The sequence below is a fragment of the Caldimonas mangrovi genome, from assembly GCF_023721835.1.
Classification (GTDB): domain Bacteria; phylum Pseudomonadota; class Gammaproteobacteria; order Burkholderiales; family Burkholderiaceae_C; genus Caldimonas; species Caldimonas mangrovi.
On sequence record NZ_JAMKFE010000001.1, the window covers coordinates 517,640 to 530,295 of the forward strand.

Genomic DNA, 12,656 nt, shown 5'->3' on the forward strand with positions numbered 1-12,656 from the left:
TCACTGGTAGTCGGCCACCGGCACGCAGCTGCAGAACAGGTTGCGGTCGCCATAGACGTTGTCCACTCGGCCCACCGGGGTCCAGTACTTCTGGCGGCGCAGGCTGGCCACGGGGTAGGCTGCTTGCTCGCGCGTATACGCGTGCGACCATTCGGTCTTCAGCAAGACTTCGGCCGTGTGCGGTGCATGCTTCAGCGGGTTGTCGTCCTGCGGCCATCGCCCTTGCTCGACGTGGCGGATCTCCTCGCGGATCGCGATCATCGCGTCGCAGTAGCGGTCCAGCTCGGCCAGGGATTCGCTTTCGGTCGGCTCCACCATCAGCGTGCCGGGCACCGGGAAGCTGAGCGTCGGTGCATGGAAGCCGTAGTCGATCAGGCGCTTGGCCACGTCTTCGGCCGTCACGCCGGTCGCGTCCTTCAGCGGTCGCAGGTCGAGAATGCATTCGTGCGCGACACCGCCACCCTTCAGATCGGCCCCGCCGGCGTACAGGATGGGGTAGTGCGCTTGCAGGCGCGCCGCGATGTAATTGGCGTTGAGGATCGCGGTTTCGGTCGCCGCGCGCAGCCCGTCGGCGCCCATCATGCGCACATACATCCAGGAGATCGGCAGCACCGCCGCATTGCCCAGCGGCGCAGCACTGACCGCGCCGACCTGCGTCGCGGAACCGATGCCAGCGGTGCGGTGGGCAGGCAGGTAGGGCACCAGGTCGTCGACCACGCACACCGGGCCGACACCGGGGCCGCCGCCGCCGTGCGGGATGCAGAAGGTCTTGTGCAGATTGAGGTGCGACACGTCGCCGCCGAATTCACCCGGCGCCGCCACGCCGACCAGCGCGTTCATGTTGGCGCCGTCGACGTAGACCCGGCCGCCGTGCCGGTGCACCAGCGCGCACAACTCCTTCACGTGGGTCTCGAACACGCCGTGCGTGGACGGGTAGGTGATCATCACCGCGGCCAAGTTTGCGCTGTGCTGCTCGCATTTCACGCGCAGGTCGTCCAGGTCTACGTTGCCGTCGCGGTCACAGCGGGTCACCACCACCTGCAGACCGACCATCTGGGCGCTGGCCGGGTTGGTGCCGTGAGCCGATTCGGGGATCAGGCAGATGTTGCGATGGCCTTCGCCGCGCGCCTCGTGATACGCCTTGATGACCAGCAGGCCGGCATACTCTCCCTGCGAGCCGGCATTCGGCTGCAGCGAGATGCCGGCATAGCCGGTCGCCTGGCACAGCCATTGCTGAAGTTGCTGGTCGAGCAGCTCGTAACCGGCCAATTGATCACGCGGCGCGAACGGGTGTACGTGGGCGAACTCGGGCCAGGTGATCGGGATCATCTCGCTCGTCGCGTTGAGCTTCATCGTGCACGAACCGAGCGGGATCATCGTGCGGTCGAGCGCGAGGTCCTTGTCGGACAGCATGCGCAAGTAGCGCAGCATTTCGGTCTCTGAGTGGTGTGTGTTGAACACCGGGTGCGTCAGGTAGTCGCCGGTGCGGTGCAGGCTTTCGGGCAGCAGCGGCGTGACGCCTTTCTCGAAGGACTCGAACAACGGCAGTGCCTGGCCCTGTGCGGTGACCTCGGCGAACACCTGCCACAACGCCAGCACGTCGTCGCGCGTGGTGGTCTCGTCGAGCGTGATGCCCACGGCGTCCGGTGCTGCGCGGCGCAAGTTCATGCCGCGGCCGATCGCGTCGACCAGCACCGGGTCCGTCTTGCCGCCCGTCAGCACCGTGACGGTGTCGAAGGCCGTGTCATGACGCAGCGTCCACCCGAGGCCGCGCAGCCCCTGCGCCAGCACGGCGGTGTAGCTCGCGATGCGCTGTGCGATCCGCTTCAACCCCTGCGGACCGTGGTACACCGCGTACATGCTGGCAACGACGGCGGGCAGCACCTGCGCCGTGCAGATGTTGGAGGTCGCCTTCTCGCGCCGGATGTGCTGCTCGCGCGTCTGCAGCGCCAGCCGGTAGGCCGTGTTGCCGTGCGCGTCGACGCTCACTCCGACCAGCCGGCCGGGCAGCGAGCGCTTGAACTCGTCCTTGCAGGCGAGGTAGGCGGCGTGCGGGCCGCCGTTTCCCATCGGCATGCCGAAGCGCTGCGTGGTGCCGAACGCGATGTCGGCGCCCAGCTCGGCCGGCGGCGTCAGCAGCGTGAGCGCCAGCAGGTCGGCCGCCATCAGCACCAGGCCGCCGCGCATGCGGTACTTCGCGATCCAGTCGCGATAGTCGCGCACCGCGCCGTCCACGCCGGGATACTGCAGCAGCACGGCAAAGCTGTCGGTGTTCAGTGCCTCGTCGCCGCTGCACACGCGCACTTCGATGCCGAGCGGATGCGCCCGGGTGCGGATCACTTCCAGCGTCTGCGGCAGCACGTCGTCGGCAACAAAGAAGACGTTCGACTTCGACTTCGTCGCGCGTGCCGCCAGCGTCATCGCCTCGGCGGCGGCGGTGGCCTCGTCCAGCATCGACGCGTTCGCGATCGCCATGCCGGTCAGGTCGCATACCATGGTCTGGAAGTTCACGAGCGCTTCCATGCGGCCCTGCGAGATCTCCGCCTGGTAGGGGGTGTAGGCCGTGTACCAGGCCGGATTCTCGAGCACGTTGCGCAGGATGACCGTCGGCGTGTGCGTGCCGTGGTAGCCCTGGCCGATGAAGCTTTTCATCACGCGGTTGCGCCCCGCCAGCGCCCTCAGTTCGCGCAGCGCCTCGGCCTCCGAGGCCGGCGCCGGCAGGTTCATCGCCGTAGCGCGGCGGATCGAGCGCGGCACGATCGCGTCGATCAGCGCAGCGCGCGAGGCGGCACCGATCACCGACAGCATGTGCGCCTCGTCGGCGGGCGCAATGCCGATGTGGCGTTCGACGAAATCGTCGTGGGCCTCGAGTTCGCTCAAGGGGGCGTGGGCGGACATCAACATGAACTTCTTTCGGACGGACGGGGAAGTCCGCAGTGCCGGTGCACTGCGGAAGACAAAAGGAGGGTCAGCTGTTCTTGATGAGTTCGTCGTAGGCAGCCTGGTCCAGCAGCGCGTCGAACTCGGCCAGGTCGGTGACCTGCATCTTGAAGAACCAGCCCTTGCCGAGCGGGTCGCTGTTGGCGAGCGACGGGTCGGCGCGCAGTTCTTCATTCACTTCGAGCACCTCGCCGGTGAGCGGCGCGTAAAGGTCGGCGGCCGCCTTGACCGATTCGACGACGCCGGCGACCTCCTTGCCCTTCAACTTCGTCCCGGCTGCCGGCAGGTCGACGAACACGACGTCGCCAAGCGCATCCTGGGCGTGATGCGTGATGCCGACGACGGCGATCCCGTCATCGCCGGTGATCTCGATCCATTCGTGGTCGGGGGTGTACTTCACGGTCATGGGCAGCTCCTGCAAAGGTGGTTCTGGGTGGTTCAGTTCACGGAAAAAGACGAAGGGCCGGTGTGCCCGGCCTCGGCGGGAAACGGACTCAACCGCGGTGATAGCGGTGCGGCACGAACGGCATCGGTGTCACGCGCATCGGCAGCTTCTTCTCGCGCACGACGGCGTGGACGATGGAGCCGGTGGCCGCATGGTTGACGGCCAGATACGCCATGGCCACGGGCTGGTTCGCGGTCGGGCCGGTGGTGCCGCTCGTCACGCGCCCCAGCGAGTGGCCGTGGCTGTCGACGATCTTCGTGCCTTCGCGCACCGGTGCGCGTTCCAGGCCAACCAGGCCGACGCGCTTGTTCATCGCACCGTTCGAGAGCTGCGTGTCGATCACGGTCGCGCCGGGGTACCCACCGGCACGCGCGCCGCCGGCGCGGCGCACTTTCTGGATGGCCCAGGTCAGGCCGGCTTCGACCGGCGTGGTGCTGGCGTCGATGTCGTGGCCGTACAGGCAGAGCCCGGCTTCGAGCCGCAACGTGTCACGTGCGCCCAGCCCCGCCGGCTTCACTTCGGGCTGCTCCAGCAACGCGCGCGCCAGGCCTTCGGCCTGCTCCGCAGGCACCGAGATCTCGAAGCCGTCTTCGCCCGTGTATCCCGATCGTGTCACGAAGCAGTCGGCGCCGGCCAGTTCGAAGCAGCCCCCGGTCATGAAGGTCAATCGTGCAACGCCCGGGTCGAGTCGCGACAGTGCGGTCACGGCCTGCGGGCCTTGCAACGCCAGCAGCGCACGCTCGGGCAGCGGCTGGATGCTGCAGCGATGGCCGATGTGGGTGGTCAGGTGGCTCAGATCGGCGACCTTGCAGGCAGCGTTGACGATGATGAACAGGTCGTCGTCGCGGCGCGTGATCATCAGGTCGTCCAGCAGCCCGCCGTTCGCATTGGTGAAGAAGCCATAGCGCTGCTTGCCGACCGGCAGGTCGACCACGTCGACAGGCACCAGCGATTCGAGCGCGAACGCCGCATCGGGCCCGACCAGCCGCAGTTGCCCCATGTGCGAGACGTCGAACAGCGCCGCCGCGCTGCGGCAGTGCTTGTGTTCCGCGAGGATGCCGGTGTAGTGCAAGGGCATCTCGTAGCCGGCGAAAGGCACCATGCGGGCACCGAGTTCGAGGTGCAACGCATAGAGCGGGGTCTTGAGAGTGTCGGTGGCGGACATGGCGTTTTTCCCGAGGGCATATCGTGCGACCACCGCGGCACGGTGGAGCTGCCCTCGCTGTCCGCTTTACCTGAGAGATTGGCCGCTGCACCCTTCAGGTGCGCCGCGGCTTGCCCCTTCGGTGGGCGGGCTCGCAGACCCGCCTCTCTCCAGTGAGGTGACGCCTCCTTCGGGAGGCGTTTGCCAGTCCTTTTGCCTGAGCGTTCGGGGTTCACCCTGCGCCTTCGGCGGCTTCGCGAGGAAGCTCTCTCCTGACCCGGCGCAGTATATCCGCCGGGCTGCTGCGCACCAACGAAAACCGCGCCGGCGGGAGCGACTCGCGCGGCGCGGTAAAGAGGCGACCGAGGCGGTTTTACATGCCCGAGTAGTTGGGGCCACCGCCGCCTTCGGGCGTGACCCAGACGATGTTCTGTGTCGGGTCCTTGATGTCGCAGGTCTTGCAGTGCACGCAGTTCTGCGCGTTGATCTGCAGCCGCTCGCCGCCGACTTCTGCCGGCACGAATTCGTACACACCGGCCGGGCAGTAGCGGCTTTCCGGCCCCGCGTACTTGGCCAGATTGACCTGCACCGGAATGCGGTCGTCCTTCAAGGTCAGGTGCGCCGGCTGGTTTTCTTCATGGTTGGTGTTGCTGATGAACACCGACGAGAGGCGGTCGAACGTCAGTTTGCCGTCCGGCTTCGGGTAGACGATGGGCTGGCACTCGTTGGCCGGTTTCAGGTACACGTGATCCGGGTCCTTGCGATGCAATGTCCACGGCGGGATGCCGATGCCGATCTTCGGCAGAAACCATTGCTCGATGCCTGTCATCAATTTGGCCACCAGCGGCGGCTTCTTGAACCAGTTCTTGAAGTTGCGAGTCTGCTGCAGTTCTTCGTTGAGCCAGCTCTTCTCGAACGCCTCCGGGTAGGCCGACAACTCGTCCAGTGCGCGGCCGGCCTGCAAGGCGTCGGCGATCGCGTCCGCGCACATCATGCCGCTCTTGATGGCTGCGTGGCTGCCCTTGATGCGTGCCGCGTTCAGGTAGCCGGCGTCGCAGCCGATCAGTGCGCCGCCCGGAAACACCGTCTTCGGCAATGCCTGCGGCGTGCCGTTATTGATGGCGCGCGCGCCGTAGCCGATGCGCTTGCCGCCTTCGATGTGCGCGCGGATCGCCGGGTGCGTCTTCCAGCGCTGCATCTCCTCGAACGGGCTCATGTAGGGGTTTTGGTAATCCAGGCCGATCACGAAGCCCAGTGTCACCTTGTTGTCTTCCAGGTGATACAGGAAGCCGCCACCGAAGGTGTCGTCGTCCATCGGCCAGCCGGCCGTATGCACCACCAGCCCTGGCTTGGCCTTGGCCGGGTCGATCTCCCACAATTCCTTGACGCCGATGGCGTAGGTCTGCGGGTCCTTGCCGGCGTCCAGCCGGTAATTCGCGATCAGCTGCTTGCCCAGGTGCCCGCGCGCGCCTTCGGCAAAGACGGTGTACTTGCCGAGCAGTTCCATACCGAGCTGGAAATTCGGGCCCGGCTCGCCGTTCTTCTCGACGCCCAGATTGCCGGTGGCCACGCCCTTGACGCGCCCCTGCTCGTCGTAAAGCACTTCAGCGGCGGCGAAGCCGGGAAAGATTTCGATGCCCAGCCCTTCGGCCTGCTGCGCCATCCACTTGACGACGTTACTCAGCGAGATCACGTAGCAGCCGTCGTTGTGGAAGTTGCGCGGCATCAGCCAGTCGGGGATGCGAGTGGATCCCGTCTCGGTCAACGTCAGCACGTCGTCGCCCGTCACTGCCTGGTTGAGCGGGGCGCCGAGTTCCTTCCAGTTCGGGAACAACTCGTTCATCGCCCGCGGGTCCATCACCGCACCGGAAAGAATGTGCGCGCCCGGTTCGGAGCCTTTTTCCAGCACGCACACCGAGATCTCCTGGCCTTTCTCGGCCGCGACCTGCTTCAGCCGGATGGCCGCGGCCAGGCCGGCAGGCCCCCCACCGACGATCACCACGTCGTACTCCATCGATTCGCGGGGACCGTACTGCTCCAGGATCTGCTGTGGGGTCATCGTCATGTTCCTCTAGTGTCTCGGTTCGGCTGCGACCGCGCGATTCTATCGGTGCGTCATCAGAAATCGAACGATCGTGCTTTTATTATCTTATGCCTGCTGTTGCACTTGCGCCGCGGCCGTCCTGCACGGTGGAAAGCGCTGTCTACACAGCGACACGCCGTGGCCGCCAGCTGCCGCTATCCTTGCCGCATCCGCGCCGCTAGCGGCGCGCAATCCACAGACGATACCTGAGACACGAAAGGCTTCCATGGCTTACAGCATCGACCTATCCGGGCGCGTCGCGCTCATCACCGGCGCGTCCAGCGGCCTCGGTACGCAGTTCGCAAAGACGTTGGCAAGCGCTGGCGCCGCCGTCGTGCTGGCCGGGCGACGCATCGAGCGTCTGAAGACGCTGCGCGCCGAGATCGAGGCCGAAGGCGGCGACGCTCACGTTGTTGGTCTCGACGTGACCGACACCAGCAGCATCCGCTCTGCCGTCGCCCATGCCGAAACCGAAGTTGGCGGGATCGATATCCTCGTCAACAACTCCGGCGTCAGCACCACGCAGAAGCTGACCGACGTCACGCCCGACGACTACGACTACGTCTTCGACACCAACACCCGTGGCGCCTTCTTCGTTGCACAAGAAGTCGGCAAGCGCATGCTTGCTCGCGCGCGCGGCGCGGCCCCCGGCACCTACACCGGCGGGCGCATCGTCAACGTTGCGTCCATGGCCGGCCTGCGCCCGCTCGGCCAGATCGGCGTCTACGCGATGAGCAAGGCAGCGGTCGTGCACATGACGCGTGCGATGGCGCTGGAGTGGGGCCGCTACGGCATCAACGTCAACGCCGTGTGCCCCGGCTACATCGACACCGAGATCAACCACCATCACTGGAACACGGAGCAGGGCCAGAAGCTGATCCAGATGCTGCCGCGCAAGCGGCTTGGGCAGCCGCAGGACCTCGATGCGCTGATCGTCATGCTGTGTTCCAACGAGAGTCACTTCATCAACGGCGCCGTGATCGCGGCCGACGACGGCTTCGGTGTCTGATGGCCGGCGTTTCCTTGCGTCCATTGTCCGCCGCTGAGTGCCGCGTGCTCGGCGTGCTGGTCGAGAAGCAGCTCACGGTGCCCGACACTTACCCGCTGTCGCTCAATGCATTGACGGCCGGCTGCAACCAGAAGACCGCGCGCCAACCGGTGATGGAATTGCCCGAGGCCGAAGTGCAGCAGACGGTTGACGAGTTGCGCCACCTGAGCCTGGTCAACCAGACCTCGGGCAGCCGAGTGAGTCGCTATGAGCACAACGTGCAGCGCGTGCTCGGCATCCCGAGCCAGAGCGTCGTGCTGCTGACGTTGCTGATGCTGCGCGGGCCGCAGACAGCCGCGGAGTTGCGCATCCACAGCGAACGAATGCACCGGTTCGCCGACGTCTCGTCGGTCGATGCCTTTCTCGATGAATTGTCCGAGCGCGACCCGCCGCTGGTGGTCAAGCTGCCGCGTGCGCCCGGCATGCGCGAGAACCGCTGGGCCCAACTGCTCGGTGGACCGGTCGACGTCGCTTCGTCAGCCCCCGTGTCCGAGCCGGCTGCGACGGTCGCGCCTGGCGAGCTGGCCGCGCTGCGCGCCGAAGTCGCTGAACTGCGCGCTCTCGTCGAACGTCTCTATACCGAACTCGGCGTCCAGAAAGCCGACACCTGAGGCCTCATGAGAATCGAGATCCCGGAACAGAAGAAGTTGGTGCACGAGATGCAGATCCCCATCCGCTGGGGGGACATGGACGCCATGCGCCACGTCAACAATGCAATGTATTTCCGCTACCTGGAGATCATCCGCATCGAGTGGCTGCATGGCCTGGGCGGTGCGCCCGACCCGCAGGGCACAGGCCCGGTGATCATCAACGCGTTCTGCAACTTCTATCGTCAGCTCGAGTTTCCGGGCACCATCCTCGCGAAGCACTACGTCGCGAACCCCGGGCGCACCAGCTTCGACACCTTCATCACGCTCGAACGCACCGACAACCCCGGCACGGTCTACGCGGCCGGCGGCGCGACGACTGTCTGGGTCGATTTTCCCCAGCAGAAGTCGGTGCCGTTGCCCGACTGGCTGCGCACCGTCATCGAATGAGCGCCTAGCCCGCGAGCAGGCGCTGCACCAACTCCGGCGTCGTCGACGCCTTGAACTTGCGCATCAGGCGCGCCCGGTAGATGTCCACCGTGCGGTGGCTGATGCCCAGCACACGGCCGATCTGCTTGCTGGTCTGCCCCTCGATCAACAGTGCCGCGACCTCGCGCTCACGCCCGGTCAGCTCGGCCTTGACCGGACGCCGCGACGACAAGTCCTCGAACGACCAGATGCCGGCGGCGTGCGGCGAGGCGCGCTCCATGGCGCGACCGGTCACGTGGCACCAGAACAGATCGCCGTCACCGCGCTTCATGATGCGGTCGTCGGCGTAGCGGCCGCGCGCATTGAGCACCGGGGTGATCCGCTCGCCGGTGCGCTCGAACTCCTCCGGGCTGGGATAGAGCATCAGGAAGGATTGGCCGATCAGCAACTCGCGCGAGGTGCGGAACATCTCTGCCAACGCCTCGTTGCAGTCCACGATGACCCGGTGGCGTGACAGCACCAACCCCACCGGTGCGAGTTCGAAGGCGATGCGGTAGTCGACGTCCTGGCCCATGTTGCGCGCCCTGGCCTCGCTGCCATCAAGGGCTTCCCTTAGGCGATTCTACGTATGCCGATACGTAGTACGCTGTGCGCCGTTTCCCTCCATTCCAGTTCGTGTCCAAAGGAGACTCGCATGAACAAGGTGTATCCCAGCGCTGCCGAGGCGCTGAAGGGCATCGTCAAGGACGGTCAACTGATGGCCGTGGGCGGCTTCGGGCTGTGCGGTATCCCCGAAGCGCTGATCGACGCCTTGCAAGCCTCCGGCGTGCAAGGCCTGACGGTGATCTCCAACAACGCGGGCGTCGACGGCTTCGGCCTCGGCAAGCTGCTCGCGACGCGCCAGATCAAGAAGATGATCTCCAGCTATGTCGGCGAGAACAAGGAGTTCGAGCGCCAATACCTGTCCGGCGAGCTGGAACTGGAATTCACGCCGCAGGGCACACTGGCTGAAAAGCTGCGCGCCGGCGGCGCCGGCATTCCGGCCTTCTTCACCCGTACCGGCGTCGGCACCATCGTCGCCGAAGGCAAGGAGGTGCGCCAGTTCGACGGCGTGCCCTACGTGATGGAGCGCTCGCTCGTCCCCGACATTTCGCTGGTCAAGGCCCACATCGCCGACAAGTCCGGCAACCTGGTGTTCCGTCGCACCGCGCGCAACTTCAATCCCAACGTCGCGATGGCCGGCAAGATCACCGTCGTCGAGGTCGAGAAGGTTGTCGAAACCGGCGAACTCGATCCGGACCAGGTCCACTTGCCCGGCATCTTCGTGCACCGCATCGTGGTCAACGCCACACCCGAGAAACGCATCGAGCAGCGCACCGTGCGCGCATCGGCCTGACACGCAGCCCTAGGAGAACAGCAATGGCTTGGAACCGTGACGAAATGGCGGCCCGCGCCGCGCGCGAGCTGCAGGACGGCTTCTACGTGAACCTGGGCATCGGCCTGCCCACGTTGGTGGCGAACCATGTCCCGAAGGGCATGGAGGTCTGGCTGCAAAGCGAGAACGGTCTGCTCGGCATTGGCCCGTTCCCCACCGACAACCAGGTCGATCCCGACCTGATCAATGCCGGCAAGCAGACCGTGACCACGCTCCCCGGCTCGTCGATCTTCTCGTCAGCCGACTCCTTCGCGATGATTCGCGGCGGCAAGATCAATCTCGCCATCTTGGGCGCGATGCAGGTGAGCGAAAAGGGTGATCTTGCGAACTGGATGATCCCCGGCAAGATGGTGAAAGGCATGGGCGGCGCGATGGACCTCGTCGCCGGTGTCGGCCGCGTCGTCGTGCTGATGGAGCACAGCGCCAAGAACGGCGAGCACAAGCTGCTGCAGAAGTGCACGCTGCCTCTGACCGGCGTTGGCGTCGTCAACCGCGTCATCACCGACCTGTGCGTGCTCGACGTCACGCCCGAGGGCTTCAAGTGCATCGAACTCGCCCCCGGCGTGACGGCCGACGACATCCGCACGCAGACGGGTGCGCCAGTGCAACTGTCGCATCTGGCCGCTTGACCAGGAAGAGGCCGCGTCAGTCCGGGCCCGGCTGCCAGCGGCCGTCGAGCAGCCGTTCGTGCGGCTTGAACTGGGCTTTGTAGGCCATCTTGCGGCTTTCCGAGATCCAGTAGCCGAGATAGACGTATGGCAGCTTCAGCTGCCTCGTCTGCTGGATCTGCCACAGCACGTTGTAGGTGCCATAGCTCGTGTTCGGCTCCGGCTCGTAGAACGTGTAGACGGCTGACAACCCATCGTTCAGCACATCGAGGATCGAAACCATCTTCAGCCTGCCGAGTTCGCCTGGAGGCGCCGGCTCGCGAAACTCCACCAGGCGCGAATTGACCCTGCTCTGCAGCAGGAACTGTGTGTACTGGTCGATGCTGTCGTGATCCATGCCGCCACCGCTGTGCCGGCCCGACTGATAGCGTAGATAAAGCTGATAGTGCTCTGGCACGAAACACAGTCTCAGCACCCGCGCCTGCAACTCGAAGTGCGCCTTCATGGCCCGGCGTTGGCTGCGGTTCGGTTCGAACCGGTCGACCGCAATGCGCAGCGGGACACACGCACGGCATCCATCACAGTAGGGCCTGTAGGTGAACATCCCGCTACGGCGAAATCCCTTGGACACCAGGTCGGAATAAGTCTCGGCTTGGATCAAGTGACTTGGCGTGGCCACCTGTGAGCGCGCCTGTCGGCCAGGCAGATAGCTGCATGGGTAAGGCGCAGTCGCATAGAACTGCAGCGACGCGAGAGGCAGCTCCTTGGGGTGCGTCATGTCTCAGAGTTCCTCAAGCGGGCACGAGGCCGAAAGCGGGAGGCTGCAGGCCCAGGCGGGCCCATGTCGAAGGATGATAGGCCCATTCTTCCACCGGCTCCTGTTGCGTCGCCGTATGCAGGTGCCGTGTGAACTCTCGGCGCGGAATCTCCCTCGCACCGAACGACGCGAGGTGGGCGGTGCGCTGCTGGCAGTCGATGAGGTCGATGTGATGTTCGCGGCAGAACGCCACCAGCGCAGCCAGGGCGATCTTCGATGCATCGGTTTGCCGCGAGAACATCGATTCGCCGAAGAACATGCGACCGACCGAGACACCATACAAGCCGCCGACGAGTTTGCCGTCAACCCACGTCTCGAAGGAGTGAACTTCGCCGAGGCGATGCCAGGCGCAATACGCGCGGACCATCTCGGGGACGATCCATGTCCCATCTTGCCCGGGGCGCGGAGTCTTCGCGCACGCGCGGATCACTTCGTCGAACGCCGTGTCGACGCGTAGCGCGCAACCTGGGGTACCGATGAACCGTTGCAACGTCTTGCGCAGTGAGCGGGATAGCTTGAACTCGGCAGTGTGCAGCACCATCCGCGGGTCGGGACTCCACCACAGGATGGGTTGACCAAGGCTGTACCACGGAAAGATGCCATGCTCGTATGCGCGGCGCAGCCTCGGCGGTTTCAAGTCGCCGCCGGCCGCCAGCAGCCCGGGCGCCTCCGAGCGAACTCCAAGCGCGAACTCCACTGGAGGGAAGTCGTCCCCGCGGTCTTCGAGCCAAGCGATCGACAAAGCGCTCATGGAGCCATGCTGCCCGAGAGTTCAATCCCCCGCAGTGCGTGGGCCGGAAAAAAGAATGGGCGGCCAACGGCCGCCCGGAATGCCGATGACAGGAGAGATCGTAGAGGTTCCCCAACCGCTGGATCCGACCTTACCGGCCAAGCGCGGACTACGCGTCGTGGCGCCATGCCCGTCCGACCGGAGGATACTGCCGGGACCGTCGGATGTATGTCCCCCGGGCAAGGGGCGTAGTAACTGACCAAGACCTGCTTGCGCCTTTCTTTTTTTCTGTGCTACAGTCACTGTCTTCGCTGAACGCGGTGCTGGTTTCGAAAAGAGGCGGGTGCCGAAAGCGGGAGGCGAAGAAAAAAGAGCTGAGTGCTTGACAGG

General features: G+C 65.4%; 12 protein-coding genes and 2 riboswitches. Of the genes, 5 read left to right on the forward strand and 7 right to left on the reverse strand.

All coding sequences use genetic code 11. The annotated features are described in order from the left end of the window. The 4 genes from gcvP to M8A51_RS02535 all read right to left on the reverse strand — a co-directional run bounded on the left by gcvP (position 1) and on the right by M8A51_RS02535 (position 6,588). Positions 1 to 2,904, reverse strand: coding sequence for an aminomethyl-transferring glycine dehydrogenase (gcvP, locus tag M8A51_RS02520; RefSeq protein ID WP_251776532.1), 2,904 nt, complete (start codon positions 2,902 to 2,904; stop codon positions 1 to 3). 64 nt (positions 2,905 to 2,968) lie between these two features. Continuing rightward, a complete protein-coding gene (gene gcvH, locus M8A51_RS02525) occupies positions 2,969 to 3,346 on the reverse strand; it encodes a glycine cleavage system protein GcvH (RefSeq protein ID WP_251776533.1) in 378 nt (125 codons plus the stop codon). An 88-nt stretch (positions 3,347 to 3,434) separates the two neighbouring features. Then, complete coding sequence (gene gcvT / locus M8A51_RS02530; RefSeq protein WP_251776534.1) at positions 3,435 to 4,550, reverse strand: glycine cleavage system aminomethyltransferase GcvT; 1,116 nt, start codon at positions 4,548 to 4,550, stop codon at positions 3,435 to 3,437. A gap of 47 nt (positions 4,551 to 4,597) precedes the next feature. After that, positions 4,598 to 4,713: riboswitch (glycine riboswitch) on the reverse strand. Between the two features lie 11 nt (positions 4,714 to 4,724). Beyond that, a riboswitch (glycine riboswitch) is annotated at positions 4,725 to 4,814 on the reverse strand. 88 nt (positions 4,815 to 4,902) lie between these two features. Next, positions 4,903 to 6,588, reverse strand: a complete 1,686-nt coding sequence (locus M8A51_RS02535) for an electron transfer flavoprotein-ubiquinone oxidoreductase (RefSeq protein WP_251776567.1) — start codon at positions 6,586 to 6,588, stop codon at positions 4,903 to 4,905. 250 nt (positions 6,589 to 6,838) lie between these two features. Between M8A51_RS02535 and M8A51_RS02540 the strand changes: the two genes are divergently transcribed. Genes M8A51_RS02540 through M8A51_RS02550 form a run of 3 tightly spaced genes read left to right on the forward strand, consistent with a single transcriptional unit; the run spans position 6,839 to position 8,697 of the window. After that, entirely contained in the window at positions 6,839 to 7,621 is a 783-nt protein-coding gene (locus M8A51_RS02540; RefSeq protein ID WP_251776535.1) for an SDR family oxidoreductase, read from the forward strand. Continuing rightward, positions 7,621 to 8,271 (forward strand): YceH family protein, encoded by a 651-nt coding sequence (locus tag M8A51_RS02545; RefSeq protein WP_251776536.1) that lies wholly within the window; start codon positions 7,621 to 7,623, stop codon positions 8,269 to 8,271. The genes M8A51_RS02540 and M8A51_RS02545 overlap by 1 nt, the downstream gene beginning before the upstream one ends. Positions 8,272 to 8,277: 6 nt before the next feature. Beyond that, positions 8,278 to 8,697, forward strand: a complete 420-nt coding sequence (locus tag M8A51_RS02550) for an acyl-CoA thioesterase (RefSeq protein ID WP_251776537.1) — start codon at positions 8,278 to 8,280, stop codon at positions 8,695 to 8,697. Between the two features lie 4 nt (positions 8,698 to 8,701). On the opposite strand, the gene M8A51_RS02555 is transcribed toward M8A51_RS02550, so the two are convergent. Further along, positions 8,702 to 9,250: a PAS and helix-turn-helix domain-containing protein gene (locus M8A51_RS02555; RefSeq protein ID WP_251776538.1), complete on the reverse strand. Its 549-nt coding sequence runs from the start codon at positions 9,248 to 9,250 to the stop codon at positions 8,702 to 8,704. A gap of 120 nt (positions 9,251 to 9,370) precedes the next feature. Between M8A51_RS02555 and M8A51_RS02560 the strand changes: the two genes are divergently transcribed. Next, entirely contained in the window at positions 9,371 to 10,072 is a 702-nt protein-coding gene (locus M8A51_RS02560) for a CoA transferase subunit A (RefSeq protein ID WP_251776539.1), read from the forward strand. A gap of 23 nt (positions 10,073 to 10,095) precedes the next feature. After that, the gene (locus tag M8A51_RS02565) at positions 10,096 to 10,740 is read left to right on the forward strand and encodes a CoA transferase subunit B (RefSeq protein WP_251776540.1); all 645 of its coding nucleotides are present in this window, start codon (positions 10,096 to 10,098) and stop codon (positions 10,738 to 10,740) included. 16 nt (positions 10,741 to 10,756) lie between these two features. Here M8A51_RS02565 and M8A51_RS02570 read toward each other — a convergent pair whose 3' ends face one another. Together M8A51_RS02570 and aat are read right to left on the reverse strand one after the other, a co-directional pair. Continuing rightward, positions 10,757 to 11,497 (reverse strand): arginyltransferase, encoded by a 741-nt coding sequence (locus M8A51_RS02570; RefSeq protein ID WP_251776541.1) that lies wholly within the window; start codon positions 11,495 to 11,497, stop codon positions 10,757 to 10,759. A 13-nt stretch (positions 11,498 to 11,510) separates the two neighbouring features. Beyond that, the gene (aat, locus tag M8A51_RS02575; protein ID WP_251776542.1) at positions 11,511 to 12,287 is read right to left on the reverse strand and encodes a leucyl/phenylalanyl-tRNA--protein transferase; all 777 of its coding nucleotides are present in this window, start codon (positions 12,285 to 12,287) and stop codon (positions 11,511 to 11,513) included. Positions 12,288 to 12,656 lie beyond the last annotated feature (369 nt).

Coding starts and splice junctions, on each gene's coding strand:
- gcvP (WP_251776532.1), bottom strand. CDS start 2,904: ATGTTGATGTCCGCCCACGCCCCCTTGAGCGAACTCGAGGCCCACGAC.
- gcvH (WP_251776533.1), bottom strand. CDS start 3,346: ATGACCGTGAAGTACACCCCCGACCACGAATGGATCGAGATCACCGGC.
- gcvT (WP_251776534.1), bottom strand. CDS start 4,550: ATGTCCGCCACCGACACTCTCAAGACCCCGCTCTATGCGTTGCACCTC.
- M8A51_RS02535 (WP_251776567.1), bottom strand. CDS start 6,588: ATGACCCCACAGCAGATCCTGGAGCAGTACGGTCCCCGCGAATCGATG.
- M8A51_RS02540 (WP_251776535.1), top strand. CDS start 6,839: ATGGCTTACAGCATCGACCTATCCGGGCGCGTCGCGCTCATCACCGGC.
- M8A51_RS02545 (WP_251776536.1), top strand. CDS start 7,621: ATGGCCGGCGTTTCCTTGCGTCCATTGTCCGCCGCTGAGTGCCGCGTG.
- M8A51_RS02550 (WP_251776537.1), top strand. CDS start 8,278: ATGAGAATCGAGATCCCGGAACAGAAGAAGTTGGTGCACGAGATGCAG.
- M8A51_RS02555 (WP_251776538.1), bottom strand. CDS start 9,250: ATGGGCCAGGACGTCGACTACCGCATCGCCTTCGAACTCGCACCGGTG.
- M8A51_RS02560 (WP_251776539.1), top strand. CDS start 9,371: ATGAACAAGGTGTATCCCAGCGCTGCCGAGGCGCTGAAGGGCATCGTC.
- M8A51_RS02565 (WP_251776540.1), top strand. CDS start 10,096: ATGGCTTGGAACCGTGACGAAATGGCGGCCCGCGCCGCGCGCGAGCTG.
- M8A51_RS02570 (WP_251776541.1), bottom strand. CDS start 11,497: ATGACGCACCCCAAGGAGCTGCCTCTCGCGTCGCTGCAGTTCTATGCG.
- aat (WP_251776542.1), bottom strand. CDS start 12,287: ATGAGCGCTTTGTCGATCGCTTGGCTCGAAGACCGCGGGGACGACTTC.